The 18,851-nt window shown below is 35.4% G+C and carries 16 protein-coding genes; 12 read left to right on the top strand and 4 right to left on the bottom strand.

Features of this window, described 5'->3' with window-relative positions; genetic code table 11:
- Positions 1 to 75 precede the first annotated feature (75 nt).
- The 8 genes from recA (at position 76) to E2636_RS09860 (ending at position 7,841) form a co-directional block, all read left to right on the top strand.
- Positions 76 to 1,137 carry a recombinase RecA gene (recA, locus tag E2636_RS09900; RefSeq protein ID WP_134210050.1) on the top strand — a complete coding sequence of 354 codons (1,062 nt, stop codon included), beginning with the start codon at positions 76 to 78 and terminating at the stop codon, positions 1,135 to 1,137.
- Positions 1,138 to 1,337: 200 nt separating this feature from the next.
- Positions 1,338 to 2,891, top strand: a complete 1,554-nt coding sequence (gene rny / locus E2636_RS09895; protein ID WP_017380897.1) for a ribonuclease Y — start codon at positions 1,338 to 1,340, stop codon at positions 2,889 to 2,891.
- Between the two features lie 58 nt (positions 2,892 to 2,949).
- Positions 2,950 to 3,747, top strand: a complete 798-nt coding sequence (locus E2636_RS09890; RefSeq protein WP_134210049.1) for a TIGR00282 family metallophosphoesterase — start codon at positions 2,950 to 2,952, stop codon at positions 3,745 to 3,747.
- Between the two features lie 87 nt (positions 3,748 to 3,834).
- A complete protein-coding gene (locus E2636_RS09885; RefSeq protein ID WP_017380899.1) occupies positions 3,835 to 4,104 on the top strand; it encodes a stage V sporulation protein S in 270 nt (89 codons plus the stop codon).
- A gap of 479 nt (positions 4,105 to 4,583) precedes the next feature.
- Positions 4,584 to 6,125 (top strand): tRNA (N6-isopentenyl adenosine(37)-C2)-methylthiotransferase MiaB, encoded by a 1,542-nt coding sequence (gene miaB, locus E2636_RS09880; protein WP_134210048.1) that lies wholly within the window; start codon positions 4,584 to 4,586, stop codon positions 6,123 to 6,125.
- Positions 6,122 to 6,556 carry a YlbF/YmcA family competence regulator gene (locus tag E2636_RS09875; protein ID WP_134210047.1) on the top strand — a complete coding sequence of 145 codons (435 nt, stop codon included), beginning with the start codon at positions 6,122 to 6,124 and terminating at the stop codon, positions 6,554 to 6,556. Before miaB ends, E2636_RS09875 begins: the two co-directional genes overlap by 4 nt.
- Before the next feature lie 249 nt (positions 6,557 to 6,805).
- Entirely contained in the window at positions 6,806 to 7,021 is a 216-nt protein-coding gene (locus E2636_RS09870) for a hypothetical protein (RefSeq protein ID WP_134210046.1), read from the top strand.
- A gap of 442 nt (positions 7,022 to 7,463) precedes the next feature.
- On the top strand, positions 7,464 to 7,841 hold the full coding sequence (locus tag E2636_RS09860) for a hypothetical protein (RefSeq protein ID WP_134210045.1): 378 nt from the start codon (positions 7,464 to 7,466) through the stop codon (positions 7,839 to 7,841).
- A gap of 141 nt (positions 7,842 to 7,982) precedes the next feature.
- Here E2636_RS09860 and E2636_RS09855 read toward each other — a convergent pair whose 3' ends face one another.
- Positions 7,983 to 8,510, bottom strand: coding sequence for a hypothetical protein (locus E2636_RS09855; protein ID WP_134210044.1), 528 nt, complete (start codon positions 8,508 to 8,510; stop codon positions 7,983 to 7,985).
- A 463-nt stretch (positions 8,511 to 8,973) separates the two neighbouring features.
- On the opposite strand from E2636_RS09855, the gene cotE reads away from it, so the two are divergent.
- From cotE to mutL, 3 genes are all read left to right on the top strand, one after another.
- Complete coding sequence (gene cotE, locus E2636_RS09850) at positions 8,974 to 9,504, top strand: outer spore coat protein CotE (RefSeq protein ID WP_134210043.1); 531 nt, start codon at positions 8,974 to 8,976, stop codon at positions 9,502 to 9,504.
- An 81-nt stretch (positions 9,505 to 9,585) separates the two neighbouring features.
- The gene (gene mutS, locus E2636_RS09845) at positions 9,586 to 12,162 is read left to right on the top strand and encodes a DNA mismatch repair protein MutS (RefSeq protein ID WP_134210042.1); all 2,577 of its coding nucleotides are present in this window, start codon (positions 9,586 to 9,588) and stop codon (positions 12,160 to 12,162) included.
- A 24-nt stretch (positions 12,163 to 12,186) separates the two neighbouring features.
- Positions 12,187 to 13,977: a DNA mismatch repair endonuclease MutL gene (gene mutL, locus E2636_RS09840; RefSeq protein ID WP_134210041.1), complete on the top strand. Its 1,791-nt coding sequence runs from the start codon at positions 12,187 to 12,189 to the stop codon at positions 13,975 to 13,977.
- A gap of 335 nt (positions 13,978 to 14,312) precedes the next feature.
- Here mutL and E2636_RS09835 read toward each other — a convergent pair whose 3' ends face one another.
- Positions 14,313 to 16,184: a hypothetical protein gene (locus E2636_RS09835; RefSeq protein WP_134210040.1), complete on the bottom strand. Its 1,872-nt coding sequence runs from the start codon at positions 16,182 to 16,184 to the stop codon at positions 14,313 to 14,315.
- 849 nt (positions 16,185 to 17,033) lie between these two features.
- On the opposite strand from E2636_RS09835, the gene E2636_RS09830 reads away from it, so the two are divergent.
- Entirely contained in the window at positions 17,034 to 17,306 is a 273-nt protein-coding gene (locus E2636_RS09830; protein WP_134210039.1) for a hypothetical protein, read from the top strand.
- Between the two features lie 26 nt (positions 17,307 to 17,332).
- Here the strand turns inward: E2636_RS09830 and E2636_RS09825 are convergent, their stop codons facing one another.
- Together E2636_RS09825 and E2636_RS09820 are read right to left on the bottom strand one after the other, a co-directional pair.
- Positions 17,333 to 17,731 (bottom strand): SET domain-containing protein, encoded by a 399-nt coding sequence (locus E2636_RS09825; protein ID WP_134210038.1) that lies wholly within the window; start codon positions 17,729 to 17,731, stop codon positions 17,333 to 17,335.
- A gap of 161 nt (positions 17,732 to 17,892) precedes the next feature.
- On the bottom strand, positions 17,893 to 18,837 hold the full coding sequence (locus E2636_RS09820) for a metal ABC transporter solute-binding protein, Zn/Mn family (protein ID WP_134210037.1): 945 nt from the start codon (positions 18,835 to 18,837) through the stop codon (positions 17,893 to 17,895).
- Positions 18,838 to 18,851 lie beyond the last annotated feature (14 nt).

Raw genomic sequence — 18,851 nt, 5'->3', positions numbered from 1 at the left:
TTGTGTATTTCTCATAGACCAAGTATAGTAGAGACAGAAGATAATTTGTGTTTGAAATTAAAGGAGGAACCATTCTTGAGCGATCGTAAAGCAGCATTAGACATGGCGTTGAAACAAATTGAGAAACAATTCGGTAAAGGTTCAATTATGAAACTTGGAGAAAAAACTGATCGTGAAATATTGACGACTTCTAGTGGATCTCTAACACTTGATGTTGCACTAGGTGTAGGTGGATACCCACGAGGTCGAATTATTGAAATATATGGACCAGAGAGTTCTGGTAAAACAACTGTTTCTTTACATGCAATTGCAGAAGCACAAGCAGCAGGTGGTCAAGCAGCCTTTATTGATGTAGAGCATGCACTTGATCCTACTTACGCTCAAAATCTGGGTGTTAATATTGATGAATTATTATTATCACAACCAGATACAGGAGAGCAAGCTTTAGAAATTGTAGAAGCACTTGTACGAAGTGGTGCTGTTGATATTATCGTTATTGACTCTGTAGCAGCTCTTGTACCTAAAGCGGAGATTGAAGGGGAAATGGGCGATTCCCACATAGGTCTTCAAGCTCGACTAATGTCACAAGCATTGCGTAAATTATCTGGTGCAATTAGTAAATCGAAAACAACTGCAATTTTCATTAACCAAATCCGTGAAAAAGTGGGCGTTATGTTCGGTAATCCTGAGGTTACACCTGGTGGTCGTGCACTTAAATTCTATAGTTCTGTTCGTTTAGAAGTTCGTCGTGCAGAAACAATTAAGTCTGGAAATGACTTCATGGGAAATAAAACGAAAATAAAAGTTGTGAAAAACAAAGTAGCACCTCCATTTAGAACGGCTGAAGTCGATATTATGTATGGTAGTGGAATTTCACGTGAAGGTGAAATAGTCGATTTAGGTGTGGAGATGGATATTGTAAATAAGAGTGGATCTTGGTATTCATATAACGATGACCGTCTTGGTCAAGGTCGTGAAAATGCAAAACAATACCTAAAAGATAATCATGCAACTCGAAATGAAATTGCTCAAAAAATCAGAGCTGCATATGGAATGATGGCAACTGCATATACAATTGGTGCTCATGATGAAGAAGAAGAAAATGAAGAGTTTGAATTGTCATTAGACAAAAAATAAGGAATAAGTAGTAGTCTACCGTAAATTTAGGTAGACTACTTTCTTTTACTAGCACTTGGAATCCTTGACAGAGTATTTTTACATCTATACAATTAAGCTTGTATAATCTCTCAAATGAATAACATTTGGCAGTATATTGGACCACTCCATATATAAGCCAACTAAACATGTAAATGAAATAGCAAGAGGAGGTGTTCAAAATGTATGAAATTATCTCCGCTTTGCTTGGTCTTATCGTCGGTGTCGGTGTTAGCTATTTTTTAATTAAAAATGTGAACGATTCAAAAGTGACTGGTGCAAAGCAGTCAGCTGTTCTCATCGTAGATGAGGCGAAGCGCGAAGCGGAAGCTCTTAAAAAAGAAGCACTATTAGAAGCAAAAGATGAAACTCACAAATTGAGAATTGAATCAGAATCTGACATTCGTGAACGCCGGTCTGAACTGCAAAAACAGGAAAATCGGTACTTGCAAAGAGAAGAAAACCTTGATCGTAAGGATGATGCTCTTAACAAAAGAGACGCGGGTCTAGAGCGCAAAGAAGACGCTCTGACTGAAAGACTACAGCAAGTAGAGCAGATGGAAAGTAAAGTAGCTGAACTAGTTGCAAAACAAGAAACAGAAATTGAGCGCATCTCTGCATTAACTCGTGAAGAAGCGAGAAGCATTATTCTAAAACAAGTAGAAAATGAACTAGCAACGGACATCGCAGTGATGACGAAAGAATCTGAGACGCGAGCGAAAGAAGAATCTGATAAAAAAGCTCGTGAAATCTTGTCGTTAGCTATACAACGCTTCGCTGCAGACCATGTAGCGGAAACGACAGTATCAGTAGTAACCTTGCCGAATGACGAAATGAAAGGCCGTATCATAGGCCGCGAAGGCCGGAATATAAGAACGCTAGAAACATTGACAGGAATCGACTTAATTATCGATGATACACCTGAAGCAGTTATTCTTTCTGGTTTTGATCCAATCCGTCGTGAAACTGCTCGTCTGGCACTAGAAAAATTAGTCCAAGATGGCAGGATTCATCCAGCACGTATTGAAGAAATGGTTGAGAAGTCTAGACGTGAAGTCGATGAGCAAATTCGTGAAATCGGTGAACAAACGACATTTGATGTTGGCATTCATAATTTACATCCGGATTTAATTAAGATAATGGGCCGTATGCGTTATCGCACAAGTTATGGACAAAACGTCTTGAAACATTCGAAAGAAGTTGCGTTTTTATCAGGTTTACTCGCTGCTGAACTTGGAGAAGATGTAATGCTTGCTCGTCGTGCCGGATTACTACATGATATCGGGAAAGCCATTGACCATGAAGTCGAAGGTAGCCACGTTGAAATCGGTGTTGAACTTGCAACGAAGTATAAGGAACATCCGGTAGTTATTAACAGTATTGCTTCTCATCATGGTGATACACCAGCAACATCTGTGATTGCAGTACTTGTAGCTGCAGCTGATGCATTATCAGCAGCACGCCCGGGTGCACGTAGTGAAACTTTAGAAAATTACATCCGCCGCTTAGAGAAACTGGAAGAAATTTCAGAGTCTTATGATGGTGTTGAAAAATCCTTTGCTATTCAAGCTGGTCGCGAAATTCGTATTATGGTTCGTCCAGAGCAAATTGATGACATTACAGCGCATCGCTTAGCGCGTGACATTCGAAAACGTATTGAAGAAGAAATGGATTATCCAGGTCATATTAAAGTGACAGTAATTCGTGAAACAAGAGCGGTAGAATACGCAAAATAAGTAAAAAAGGGCTTCATTTTGAAGCCTTTTTTTATTGGAAACGAAAGAAGGAATGAAAATGAAAGTATTATTTATTGGAGATATCGTAGGATCAATTGGACGCGATACCGTAGAAGACTATTTACCAAGATTGAAAAGGAAATATCAACCAGATGTCATCATAGCAAATGGGGAAAATGCAGCATCAGGACGTGGAATTACAAAGAAATTATTTCAAGAATTACTTTACATGGGGGTAGACGTCGTAACAATGGGGAATCATACATGGGATCAAAAAGAAATTTTTGATTTTATAGACGATACCGATTATTTAATTCGTCCAGCTAACTTTTCTGATGAAGCTCCGGGTAAAGGAATGACTACCATTACAAAAAATGGTCATACGTTATCGGTCATTAATTTGCATGGTCGTACTTTTTTACCACCTCATGATGATCCATTTAAAAAAGCGACAGAACTTGTAAAAGAAGCGAAACAACTATCACCATTAATTTTTGTTGATTTCCATGCAGAAGCAACGAGTGAAAAGATTGCAATGGGTTGGCACTTAGATGGAGAAGTATCAACAGTTGTAGGGACCCATACACATGTCCAAACTGCAGACGCTCGGATTTTTCCTAAAGGTACAGCCTACATTACTGATGTAGGGATGACAGGTCCATATGATGGTGTGCTAGGAATGAAAAAAGAAGAGGTATTATACCGATTCCAAACTAATATGCCAGCACGTTTTGAAGTGCCGAAGTCTGGACGTTCTGTAATCAGTGCATTTTTCGTTGATTTAGATAACCAAACAGGAAAAGCCAATTCTTTTGAACGTATTTATATAAATGAAGATTATCCTTTCAGAGGATAACTTCTTCTATATCTCTATGAACTTGCATAAAGTGATTTATGGACAGTTTAATCGTCCAACGGTCAGCAAGGACAAGGGGGAATCGTAGTGGAAACATTAAAAGTATCGTCAAAATCTAATCCGAATTCAGTGGCAGGTGCATTAGTTGCAGTCATCCGAGAAAAAGGGTATGCAGAAATGCAAGCAGTTGGGGCAGGAGCACTGAATCAAGCGGTAAAAGCAGTTGCAATTGCACGTGGCTTTGTGGCACCGAGTGGCGCCGATTTAATTTGTTCGCCAGCATTTACAGATATCGTAATTGGTGGTGAAGACCGAACAGCGATTAAGCTTTTAGTTGAAAAACGTACACGAGTATAGTATTAAAGGCGGAAAGCGCCACTTAAGCTCGACGCTGACACCGAAGTGTAGCAGGTCAAAAGAGACCGACTCCTAACGTAGGAGTAAGTTTCTTCTGCGAAGAGTAACCGCGGGAGAAATAATCTAGAAAATCTGTCTCCAACAAGAGTGTCAAACGCAATTGCGGGCTTACGCTTGTGTAGTATCATTCAATTGCTATTCTTTCTTATCAGTTAAACAAACCCAATCTCAATAGAGGTTGGGTTTTTTAAAAGTGGTTTAGTGATAAACATATTTACTGAAGAATTTAATGTGAACCGAAATTTTGTCGACCGCGTTTTAGATATTTTAGTATTAATTTAACTGTCTACGAAAATCTTGTTTTATTGTCGAAATACCGACAATTGAACCTACTACCTTGTAGGAATGAATAGGTTTTCAGTATAATAGAGGAATGCAGTTTTCGTCTGAGTATTGATTAGGATGAAAGGAGTTTTCTGATGAATGAAGAACAGAGATTATATAACTCACAAGTGAAAGAAGTAGAAAATAAAACCGAAAAAGATTATAGCCAGTATTTCGAATCTGTTTACGTACCACCTTCATTAAAGGAAGCAAAGAAACGCGGGAAAGAAGATATAACTTATCATAAAGATTTTGTAATTGATCCTGATTTTTTAGGGATGGGAAATGGACGAAAGTTTTTCATTCGAACATTTGGATGTCAAATGAATGAACATGATACTGAAGTGATTGCAGGTATTTTCTTGAGCCTGGGTTACACTTCTACAGACAACGTCCAAGAAGCTAATGTCATTTTGCTTAACACATGTGCTATTCGAGAAAACGCTGAAAATAAAGTGTTTGGTGAACTTGGCCACTACAAAAAAATAAAACGCGACAATCCAGATGTAATAATAGGAGTATGTGGTTGTATGTCTCAAGAGGAATCTGTTGTCAATAAGATCTTGAAAACTTATAATCAAGTAGATATAATTTTTGGCACGCATAATATTCATCGCTTACCGAACATTTTAATGGAAGCATATCTGTCAAAGGAAATGGTTATTGAAGTGTGGTCAAAAGAAGGTGACGTGATTGAAAGCTTACCAAGAGTTCGCCGTGGTAAAATAAAAGCGTGGGTTAATATCATGTATGGTTGTGATAAGTTTTGTACTTATTGTATCGTACCCTATACACGCGGAAAAGAACGAAGCCGCAGACCTGAAGATATCATCCAAGAAGTAAGGCAGCTTGCATCTCAAGGGTATAGAGAAGTCACTTTACTAGGTCAAAATGTAAATGCGTATGGTAAAGATTTTAATGATCTTACGTATCGTTTAGGTGATTTAATGAACGATCTTCGTCTAATTGATATACCAAGAATTCGTTTTACTACTAGCCATCCTCGTGATTTTGATGATTATTTGATTGAAGTTCTAACAAAGCGTGGTAATTTGGTGGAGCATATTCATTTACCTGTTCAATCAGGTTCAACAAGTATGCTAAAGCTAATGGCTCGTAAATATAGTCGTGAACAATATTTGGAATTAGTTCGGAAAATTAAAATAGCTTTACCTGATGCTGCATTAACAACGGATATTATTGTGGGCTTTCCAAATGAAACGGACGAGCAGTTTGAAGAAACCATGTCTTTATATGAAGAAGTTGGATTCGAACATGCATTTACCTACATTTATTCACCACGTGAGGGTACACCAGCTGCAAAAATGGAAGACAATATACCAATGGATATAAAAAAACAACGTCTACAACGATTAAATAATCTTGTAAATGATTTGTCAGCTAAAGCAATGCACGTTTACAATGAGCAAATTGTTGAAGTTTTAGTTGAAGGTGAAAGCCGAAAAAATTCAGACGTCCTTGCGGGTTATACAAGAACGAGTAAGCTTGTTAATTTTGCTGGTCCCAATGAGATTATTGGCAAACTTGCAATGGTGAAAATTACGAAAACAAAAACATGGTCACTAGAAGGCGAATTAATTGAAGTCGTTGCTGGCCAAGAAGTGGGTGTCTTATGACAACGAAATACACAAAAGATGATATTATTGCAAAAGCAAGAGAAATCGCAGAGATGATTTCACATACTGAAGAAGTAGATTTCTTCAAACGTGCGGAAGCACAAATTAATGAAAATCAAAAGATTCGCGAAAAAATTGCGAGTTTGAAAAGTCTTCAAAAACAAGCAGTTAATTTTCAACAATACGGAAAAGAAAAAGCATTATCATTAATCGAAGGTAAAATTGAGAAGATCGAAGTAGAAATTGATGAGATCCCAATTGTTCAAGAGTTTAAACAATCGCAAGGCGATGTAAATGACTTATTACAATTAGTAGCGAATACAATTTCAAACAATGTTACAAATAAAATCATTGAATCAACAGAAGGCGATTTACTTCAAGGAGAAACGGGTTCTAGAGTCCAAAATACCAAGCCTAGTAGTCTCAAATAATAATTATGTATAAAAACTGTTTCCTTGCATTTTAGGAAACAGTTTTTTATATAATAAATAAAATATAAAGGAATAAACTTTCAATCACTCAATTTCATCAAACCTTTGAGGCTGTTTATTCTTTAATCCATGGTGCAAAGCTTTGTGCCTAAAATAGATTTGGAAACCTAGATTGCGTTATTTAATTTCATCAGCATTTTACCTGTATCTAAACAAATTGAATCCTTAAAAGGCATATTAGCTTTATGTATGGGATCAGATGCAACACCTAAAACATTCATGAAAGCGAAACTCATTGAGATGGCTAAGCGAGTGAGTGAAGGCATCAGATACGACCAAGTAGTCGCTGCGTTTACGGCTGGATTGGCTAAAGCTATGCAATATGATGTACCAAAACCGATACATCAGCCTAAAACACCTGCCCCAAAAGTGCCATTCTATAATTGGCTAGAAATAAGAGAGTGATGGATTCATCATTACTCTAGTTTCAGATGTCCAATTTCATTTCAAAATCAAGTGGATATTTATTCATCGGACGTGAAAAGGGAAATCGCCAAAAGCCCGTTAACTCAACGATGTATATTGTCTGTATAAAAGATGGGTGAACGAAAAGGAGAAGAAGTGAGGAGTGGTAAGGGTTTGCTAGTGGAGGGGAACTTCCTAGAAGTGGTGTTATGTCAACCTGGGGTGTATAAGGGATACAATCATTTACCAGTAAGTGTATTTTCTTTTTCAATAATTAGATTGTTATTTATTATTGAAGTATTACAATTAGTTACAAGAAGAGAGAGTTTTGACATTGATGATTTCATCCTTAATATGCTTGCTAATTTGACAGAATTCGGAAGTTACCTTATCAAGTAGGAGCTTTCTTTTTGTGTAAAAAATTAATAAGGGAGTAGTTATTGTGAAAAGAAAAATAGGTATCTATATTTTATTAACTAGTATTGGATTTTTCCTTCTTTACTCAATGGCAAGTATTCCTATCAGAACTGAATTTGATAATGACATAGTTACACTTTTATGTATTTTGTTTGGGGTTCTTATTGAATGGCGTAAATTGTTAAGTATTATAAAAAACGGAGTTAAATTAAACTGGTTAATTGTGCCTTCTATTTCCCTGTTAATTTTCGCTTTTTTCTCCCTTGACATACTCTATCCTATTATTGGAACTACCTTATATCCACCGATATTTTCCCTACTTCAAATAGAAATAACTAGAACTGTAATTTTTGTATTTACCGGAATTTTACTAGTTAGAGCTTTATCTAGAGATAAATATTAATAATTTCTCTTCAACTCCATGAAAATTAAAATCAAACTGTTTCTTATTGAGTAATGAGTTAACTACTTCCGTGAACGGGTGTTATGTCAACCTGTGATGCATGCTCTAAATAAACCAGTTCAGCGATAGGATCCCAATTGATTATTTTATAGAATTTGCGATTTCCACTAAGCCCTCTTTTGTTACTTTGTCTGAAATTCTCTTATCTATTAATAAAATATACTGCCATCCATTTTTTTCGAAAGCTAGAAGATTAAGTGGGTTTTTCGTACTGTAAATTGCTGTACTTTTGTCTTTTAATTTTATTATTTGGTCAATCTGCTCTTCTCTGAATTCTAATTTGTACTTGACGGGTTTGATTCGAATTTGATAATGATTTTGGGTCAAATCCTTATTTATATAGGTAATTTCGAATCCATCATTCGCATCACCTTCTAAATTATTAAATCTGCCAAAATTATGAGTGAATGTAACTGGGGGCAGTTGAGTTGGTAATACGATATTACGATTAAAATGATCTTTGCTTTCTTGCAGGGCTATATTAACTTCCTTATAACCGATCTCTGAATAGCCTCTTTCAAACCCGTAATCATCTGCTTTAGCTTTAATGCCATATGAAAGGGCTATACAAAATAAGACAGTCAATATTAAAACCGAAATCTTCTTCACAGAAATTCACCTCATCTTTTAGTTTACGGTAGAATTAGCATTTCATTCTTAGAAGACATTCAATTGTGTACCCAAACTTAGTTTCGTATAGGTTAGTGAACTTAGATTATTGAACGAGTTCTTGAACACTAATAAAAGTGTCAAACCTCAGAAAACACTGTAAATATAGGGTGTTCATTAACTCCTATGTTTTGTTACATTGACAGTGAAATAAAATTAAATATAGTTGTTCAACTAACCCGGCTACCTTTATAAGACGGCTTAGAAAACCAATGATTTAAACACAACAATTGTTGTTAAATGAAAGTAGGTATTTTTCAATCTCTACACGTAGATGATTTGAGTCGGTTGTCTTTAAGGGCTCTTAATTTCCAAAAGCTAATGTGATGGTCTTCGCTTTTCTTTTCACCTATTAGGCACATCCTGCATATGATGAAAAGGAATCGAACGAAGGAGGATGGCTTTGAAATATATCCGTCAAATCGTGACGAAAGCAGTCGTGGCGAAAGGGAAAAAGAGAGCTGAAGCTAGTGAAACATTACGTCCACCAAATAACCCTTCAAGCATTTTAGGGTGTTGGGTTATTAATCACACTCACCAGGCGAAAAAGCACGGCAAGTTCGTTGAAGTAACAGGGAAGTATGACATTAATGTGTGGTATGCTCATCACGAGCATTCGAAAACTTCTGTTTTTTCAGAGACTGTGCCTTACAGAGAACGTATCAAACTGCATTACCGCGAAGAAGATACACATGGTGTTGAAGATGTACATTTACGTGTAGCTCAACAACCAAATTGTACGGAAGCCGTTATCACATCTGATGGTGAACAATTTAAAGTAACAGTAGAAAGAGAGCTACACGCAGAAATCGTTGGTGAAACAACTGTATGTATTCAAGTTCAACCACAAGATGTTGAAGAAGAATGGTCTTATAAAGATGAAAGTTCTTCGTCTTCTACATCATCATATGATGATTCGAAAGAATCCTCTTAAGCCGGATTTCCTAATCCGGCTTTTTTTTCTGTTGTTTTTGGTATAATGAAAGAATAGCTAGTATCCGAAAGAGGTTTTGACATGAACAATTATACACCTATGATTCAACAGTACTTACAAGTAAAATCTGAGTATGCAGATGCCTTTTTGTTTTTCCGCTTAGGTGATTTTTATGAACTGTTTTTTGAAGATGCAATTAGAGCGTCTCAAATTCTTGAAATTACATTGACTAGTCGTGCGGGGGGAAGCGTAGAACGCATTCCAATGTGTGGAGTTCCTCACCACGCCGCACAAAATTACATAGAAACACTTATTCAAAAAGGATATCGTGTAGCGATTTGTGAACAAACAGAAGACCCAAAACAAGCTATAGGGGTAGTGAAACGTGAAGTTGTTCGTTTAATCACACCTGGTACAATTATTGAAGGCAAAAATATGGACGGAAAAACTAATCATTTTATTGCTTCAGCAGAAGAAATTGACGAAAATTGCTATGCCTATGCTTATTTAGATTTATCGACTGGCGAAGGTACAAGCGTTATATTGACAGGAACAGAAAAAAACCTGATACAAGAACTACAAGCATTATCAATTCGAGAGCTCGTTGTACCTGAACAGTTATTTGTTCTTTTATCAGATTTAGCTGAAGCACATTCAATTTTATTATCTATTGAAGAAACCAAGCTTGAGTTGAATACAAATAAATTGTTTGTTGAACAAAACCCAATTGATGTTCATGGTGTTTGTCATCGACTTGTAACCTATTTGCATCGAACTCAAAAACGTTCACTAGATCACATTCAGCCGTTTAAATTTCAGGAGCGGGAAGAACTTTTGACAATTGATTTTCATTCAAAAAGGAACTTGGAATTGGTTCAATCTATTCGAGGTGGAGACCAAAAAGGGTCGTTATACTGGCTGCTAGATGAAACCATGACCGCGATGGGGGGACGAAAATTAAAGCAATGGTTACACCAACCGCTAGCAAATCGCACGAAAATAGAAGAGCGACTCGAAATTGTGACAGAAATGCTTGAAGCCTATTTCATTCGCGCCGATATTAGAGAAACCCTAAAAGAAGTGTATGATTTGGAGAGATTAATTGGTCGTATCTCTTTTGGTACAGCAAGTGGTCGCGATTTAAGTCAATTGCGACAATCGCTTATTCAAATTCCTCTTATTAAAGAGAAATTAAAAGAAAGTGCAAAACCTGCATTAATAAAAGCAGCGAATAATTTAGATGAATGTTTGGAACTTTTAAATATGCTTAAAGAGGCGATCTCTGACCATCCTCCACTTTCTGTCAAAGAAGGGGATATCATTCGTGACGGTTTTCATGCTCGATTGGATGAGCTTCGCTACGCTAAGAAAAACGGAAAAGATTGGATATCAGCTCTAGAGCTTAAAGAAAGGGAACGTACAGGAATTAAGGGCTTGAAAATTGGATATAATCGCATATTCGGTTACTATATTGAGATTACAAAATCCAATATTCATTTAGCTGATTTGACGCGCTATGAACGAAAACAAACCTTAGCCAATGCAGAAAGATATATAACTGATGAGCTAAAAGAAAAAGAATCACTTATTTTAACGGCAGAAGAAGAAAGTTTAGTTTTGGAATATTCTCTTTTTGTAGATGTTCGCGAACAAGTAAAACAGTATATACCTCAAGTTCAGAAACTCGCGGCAAAAGTGAGTGAACTTGATGTCTTTTCAAGTTTTGCTGAAGTGACAGATCATTATCGCTTAACAAAACCAACATTCCACGATGGATTGGACTTAACAATTGTCAATGGACGTCATCCTGTAGTTGAAAAGATGATGAACAAACAACATTATGTACCAAATGATTGTGTTCTTTCATCAGAAGAAAACATGTTGTTAATCACAGGTCCTAACATGTCTGGTAAAAGCACATTTATGCGACAAGTGGCCATTACCGTCATTATGGGGCAAATGGGCTGTTATGTACCTGCTGAGAAAGCCTTACTACCTGTTACGGATCAAATATTCACGCGCATTGGGGCAGCAGATGATTTGGCAGCAGGACAAAGTACATTCATGGTAGAGATGCTTGAATCAACTTACGCAATAACTCATGCGACTGAGCGCAGTTTATTACTGTTCGATGAAATTGGTCGTGGTACATCTACGTATGATGGTATGGCACTCGCACAAGCGATGATGGAATACATTCATACAGAAATTCGTGCAAATACATTGTTTTCAACTCATTATCATGAACTTACTCAATTAGAAAAGCACTTAGATAAACTAAGAAATGTACATGTAGCGGCTATAGAGCAGAACGGTAAAGTAGTCTTTTTACATAAAGTGAAAAGTGGACCGGCTGATAAGAGTTATGGTATCCATGTGGCAGAACTTGCACAGTTACCTGAACCAATTATTGTTAGAGCAAGAGAGATACTGCAAGAGCTGGAGACAGTAAAAGAACATGAAAGTAAGGGCAAGCAATCTACAGTAAATGAACAGTTAACCTTTTTCCAAGAATCTAAAAAACAACCTGAAGAGATAAAAAAAGAACCCATAACAGATGGTGTACTATCATCTATTCGAGAGATAGATATAACAGGAACAACACCGATGAAAGCACTACAGTTTTTATATGAACTACAGCAAAAAATCGGTAAATAAACTTGTGTGAAAGGAGTAGATTCCATGGGACATATTCGCTTAATGGATGAACCCTTATCGAACAAAATAGCGGCGGGTGAAGTTGTAGAACGTCCTGCTTCCGTTGTTAAAGAACTTGTGGAAAACGCAATTGACGCCGGTAGTACTTCAATTGATATATATCTAGAAGAAGCGGGGTTACAAACGATCCATATAACAGACAACGGGAGCGGGATGGATGAAGAAGATGCCATTCTTTCTTTTTCACGACACGCAACGAGTAAAATAGCAAATGAATATGATCTTTTCCGTATACGAACACTGGGTTTCCGAGGAGAAGCACTTGCCAGTATTGCTTCTGTATCTAAAGTGGCATTATGGACTTCTGATGGTTCTACTACTGGGACAAGTATTGAAATAGAAGGTAGTCATGTGAAAAAACAGCAAGCAGGAGCACTTCGTAAAGGGACGGATATTAAAGTATCCCAACTGTTTTTCAATACACCAGCTCGATTGAAATATATGAAAACCATTCAAACGGAGCTTGGACATATCATCGATTTAATTAATCGATTGGCCCTTTGTTATCCATCTATTGCGTTTAAATTAAGCCACGGTGAACAAGTGTTACTTCATACGAATGGACGTGGTGATTTACAACAAGTAATCGCTGCAATCTATGGGATGGCAATTGCCAAAAAAATGATACCTTTTGAAGGTGAATCATCTGATTACCGTATCCATGGTTATGCTTCCTTACCAGAAATCACACGTGCATCAAAAAATTACCTTACTCTCTTTGTAAATGGTAGATGGGTTAAGCATTATAGCGTGCAACAATCGATTGTTAATGCATACCACACATTCTTACCAATAGAACGGTATCCGCTTGTCATATTGAATATCGTTGGTGATCCTTATTTGACGGATGTCAACGTGCATCCATCAAAACAACATATTCGATTGAGCAAAGAAAAAGAGTTGCAACAATTAGTCGAAGACACGATTAGAAACACGATTCGATCATTAATGAGAGCACCGGAAATTGCCGAAAAACCCAAAAAAGCCATCGTATCAAGTGAACAAATGGATCTCTGGAAGTCAAAACCAGTCCAACCAACTTATTCAGAAAATCGATCGATGCACACCTTTAACAAAACATCAGACACATCAATGGTAAAAGAACAGATGGACCATCAAGAGCCATTTATTCCACCAATCGAAAACATGCAAGCTGTTTCCTCTAAAGAGCCATTCCCAGAACTTGATATCGTTGGACAAATTCATGGCACGTATATTGTTGCTCAAAGTGTAGACGGGTTTTATTTAATAGATCAGCATGCGGCACAAGAACGAATTAAGTATGAATTTTTCCGTGATAAAGTAGGAGAGGTCGAAGCAGGGGAAAGACAGTCTTTGCTCATTCCTTTGTCAATGCATTATTCTGCAGATGAAGCTTTACATTTAAAGGAATATGCTAATCAGCTAGAAGATGTCGGGATTTCTCTAGAAGATTTTGGTCCTACTACCTTTATTGTTCGAGATCACCCAGTATGGTTTCCAAAAGGTTTTGAAGAAGAAATTGTTAAAGAATTAGTGGAACAAGTGCTAACTGGTCGAAAAGCGGACGTTAAAAAGTTACGAGAAGTTGCAGCTATTATGATGAGTTGTAAACGTTCAATTAAAGCCAATCATTTTTTAACAAAAGATGATATGACGAAGCTTCTATTTGATTTAAGACAAGCTGAACATCCATTTACATGTCCACATGGACGACCTGTTATTGTTCATTTTTCCACGTATGAGATTGAAAAAATGTTTAAACGGGTTATGTAAAGAAAAGACTACTTTTTAGGATAGTGGGTTCTCTTGAGAGGTGAAAACTTTAAAATACAACAAAAAAGGACGATCAATTCGCATCTGAATTGGCAGTCCTTTTTTTATTGATATATAAATATTCTTATTATACAAAGTGGATTTTTCGTTGCTTAATTGACAATTATTTGGTCATTACAATACAAGGTGTAATGTAACTAATTGACGTGCCAATAACATAACTACTTTAAAAATGTAATGGAGATGATATAGCAAATTTTATTAAACGAATGTAAATAATGAACTTGCTGAGTATCATTTGTCCGAGAACGAATAATTAACCTTTGAAACGCTTTCTAACCCTTTTTAGAGAGGTATATTGATTTCTTTAAAATTCCATTCACAATAGTATTAAAACAATATATTAATATCATAAAGGTGAACAACGGAGGAAGAATCATCCAATATTGTTTCGTCATAAAAACTTCTCTGGAAATGGAAATCATCCCTGAAAGTTCATATATGTTCAGTATTAATTCGCTAGATTGATATGTTGCACCTCCAACAAAAATGGATAGAATCCCTAAATGTACAAACATTTGAAGCACTTGTACAATATGTTGTGTCCAGAGTAAAAGAATCTTTGGCCATAACTGAGGATTAATGTGTTTGATTAAAATCCAAATTAACGATCCCCCCATTACAACTGAACTTTGAACATACTCCTTTTTTAATGTTTCATTCATTTCATTTCCAATGGAAGTTGTTGTTATTGGTAGAACAACGAAGGACATAATCATAATTTGTAAAATCAATCGCTCCATAAGTGTAGTTTCCCATACTCCAGTACTGTTAATAAGTATTGGAACTAGTAAAATATATGTTAATAGAGTTAGTGGTAAAAAATGCATACCATCCGCAATGGAATTAATGGCTACTCTAAATTTATTATTTAAATAAAACACATAAAGGATTGAAAATAAATAACCTGATACAATTCGTATAGTTGCAATGATTAATGTGATTAGGATGGTGTATTTGATACCTACTATTAATTGTTGAAGTATTGAATAACCAAATGGATCTGTACCAAATAGAACATTGGATGAAGGGGGGTGCGGTGCCATACTTAGCATTTCCCCTTCTTCATTATAAATATAATTGATTTGATCTATTTTGTCGTTGAAAAAAATGAAATACAGCAAACTAGTTAATAAAAGCCCGCATACAATCAAAATTGGGATCTTAATAGTTAAATGTTTAAATAAATTTATCCTGACTATTTTCAAGGTTTCTGATATTCCACGTCTTGATTCTTTTTTTCTAAAGATATTTAAAGATTGAATTTGTTGAAAATTCATCATAGATAACTTGAAATTATTGAATATCACATTTCTTTCTATATGCTCTCTATTCACGATACGTTCTACTACTGAATAGAAGAGGAAGAACGGAGTAAATATTGATAAAAGAATAAAAGTTGTACCACTAGGACTGAAATCAGTCTTCAAATAATAAAGAATCCCATTGATACCAAAAAGATATTCAATGATTAACAAGGAAGATAAACTGAGCCAAACAATTGATTTAGACTGGAAAAATAAACTTTTCAACACATTTGAAGTACAATGTTTCAGTAAAACTTCAATATTACTTAATCCCTTTGACCTGGCCAGCTCAACATAAGATTTTCCCCACTCCTCTTCAAATAACAAGATAAAAAGCTTGAAAAATAACAGAGTAGGTAGAATAGATAAACAAAGAATAGGGGCGATATATACCAAGTTATCTCCCAAACTATAAAATTGTAATATAAGAATATCGGTTTTTAAATAAACTTGAACAACTACAATTTGAATAAGAAATATAAATGAAAAATCTGGAAATGACTCAAGAATTTTTGCTATTTGCAGCAGAATTTTTTTAATAAATCCCTTAGTTAAAAGTGTAATAAATGACAAAACGAATGAAATTATTAGAGATAATAGTAGAGAAGCGACCAAAATCAGCATTGAGTAAATATAAGGTCCTTTGACATAAAAGTGATAGAAGCTGACTTGCCTCTCGGAAGGGTTTAAGAAATCTTTTACAACCCTGAAGAAAGTTGTGAAAAATAATTGTATATCGAAAGAGCCGTTAAGTGTAAAAAGAATAGGCGTACAGCTTATTAAAATAATTCCAATTACTCCGAATAAGTATTTAAATAGCGTAATTGGTATTATCTTCAAAATTCCAGCTCCTTTACTATTAAATTAAGAATTCAGTAAATGTTGTTATTATTATTTAAGAAATTACCATCTCTCGCATTTCAATGTTGTTTTTAATTTATAATAATCTTTATAAGTAAAGAAAGTAAAAAATGGTTATACCATAATATAAAAACGGGTACCCAGGAAGATATACGATGTGCTTCATTATCGTTTTCGAAACCCATTTTCTAATTCCAGTTTGACTCTGAATCTGCAAATCCATTATTCGAACTGATGACTTGTTTGTGAAAATGTACAATCTTTTATTAGAAAAAAGTCCTCCACTTGTAATACGCGCGAATTTTCAAAAAAGTTTCAATTATCTTTAATTTGTGAATTTTACATAAAAATTCCGATTTTTTATTAAAAGATTTTCGCATAGCGAAAGTAAGGCTGACAAGGAACGTTAATGAGAAGACATTATTTGTAAACATAACAGACGCCAATAAAAAGTTATAAATTATATATAAATGTACAAAGTATTAAAAATCAAGAAAATATTCTTCTAATTAACTATGCAATTTGCAGTGCTTTTCATTTCTGACTTTCTCAAAGATCATCTTATTAATAATAGAAAATTGTCATTGTAAATAAAAAAAATGAAAAAGTTGAACAAACCAGAAAAAGAAACGAAAGCAAATAAGTACCGCTAAAAGCGATGCTAATTTGCTTTCGTTTTTAATTACTGATTAAAGTTCTCTTTAGAGTTTTACATCTCTTTCTATTGTTCATTATTTAATTGGTAGTTAAAAACTAATCGCGATTTAAATTTAAAGAAGATGGAAAGTCTATAATTAATAACCATCACGCAAAAAGGAGATTTTTCAAATGACCGAGTTCCCGATTATACATACAAATATTTGGGATGCTGTTTGGGCAATCCCGGTAATTATGATATTGGTAATCGTACTCAAGGTGTTGTTGCCTATTTCTTCTAAACACATTCCTGTAAGTGCAACAATCATTGGAATGATCATTTCAATATTTATTAGTCATCCTCATAATTTATCAGCCGGAATTTTTATGGGGTTTTTTTATAGTGCCGCTGCAATAGGGACGTTTGCTTCATTAAAAACTACATTAAAAGCATACCGAAGTTAAAAAAAGCCCAACGTGACTAGCAATTGCTAGTCATTCGTTGGGTTTTCATTTTCTTCGTTGAACCACAATGGGTCATCATTTTCGACTTCTCCGTTATAGTTTATCAATACTTCTTCTCCAGCTTTAATATCTTTGTAAGCAAAGAAATCAAAAGTATGATTGTCAAAATTAATATCATACATTGCATTTGGTTGGTACGAGTGATTAAATAACATGCCATATCCTAATACCAATGCAGTATGGTTTATGCCATACTCAAAAGCATAATCCGCTAAAAGCGTCTTCTCAACATGTTCATGTTGTTCATTTGGATAGGGGAGAACAGGCGCTTCATGAATGAGTTCGCCTTTTTTGATATTACGTTTTGCAAAAACGCCACGATTTAATTCTCCGTCACTTAATGTAGATGTTTTGATTTCAATCATTAGGTTCACCTTCTCAATTCGATTGTTAATATTATATATGACTTGCAGGAAGAAATAGTAGCAGTAAAATCGTCCAACAAGTTACAAGTATAACATGTGGAATCTTAATCGTAATTTTACAAGGGAAATAGTAACTATTATTCGTAAGGGTTCAGTCACATCTATTTTTCAGTCAAGCCTTTAAAAATCGTGTCAATATTCCATTCCATCATTTTAATATACGTATCACCATCTTCACCGGGCTTACCTATGGAGTCAGTAAAGACTTTGCCGTAGATCGGTACTCCAGTTTCAGCAGACACTGTTTCCATACTACGAGGATCTATGCTCGTTTCAACAAATAATACAGCATCTTTTTTCGTATTAATAAAATCAACTACTGATTTCACTTGATCTGGAGATCCTTGATTTTCAGCATTAATTTCCCAGATATAAGCTGCATCAAAATCATAAGCTTCAGAGAAATATTTAAAGGCACCTTCGCTTGTAATTAAAAGACGCTGTTCTTTTGGAATTTCGTTATAACGCGTAACTGATTCCTGATGTAGAGTTTCAAGTTTCTCAATGTATGCTTTAGCGTTCTTTTCATATACATCTGCATGTTCTGGGTCAACTTTAATCAATCCATCTCTAGCATTTTCAGCATATTTAATTCCGTTACGAATATCTAACCATGCATGAGGGTCTTCTTCAGATTCTTTCCCTTTAGTGGTCAAATATTTTGGTTGAACACCTTCACTCATCTGAAACACAGGTGAGTCTTTTTCACCTTTATTGGCAGTGAGTAATAATTTTTCAAACCAAGAGTTTCCTGCTTCTAAATTAAGTCCATTGTAAAATACGGCATCCGCATCTGTTGTTAGTTGAACATCTTTTGGAAGCGGATCATATTCATGAGGATTAGAACCAACTGGAGCAAGCGTATGAATCTCTACTCGATCTCCACCCACATTTTTAACAATATCGTAAATAATTGAATAGGTAGCAATGACATGGATTTGTTCGTTAGGATCTTTATTAGCATTTTCATCATCTTTTCCACACGCTGAAATAAGTAGGAGCAATATGATGCTCATGATGCCTGTAACATATTTTATAGTTTTCATCTTAATCCCCCAAT

Origin of the sequence: Paenisporosarcina antarctica, assembly GCF_004367585.1 — a bacterium.
Classification (GTDB): domain Bacteria; phylum Bacillota; class Bacilli; order Bacillales_A; family Planococcaceae; genus Paenisporosarcina; species Paenisporosarcina antarctica.
Note: the sequence above shows the minus strand (reverse complement) of the source record. Positions and strands in the feature narration are given on the sequence as shown.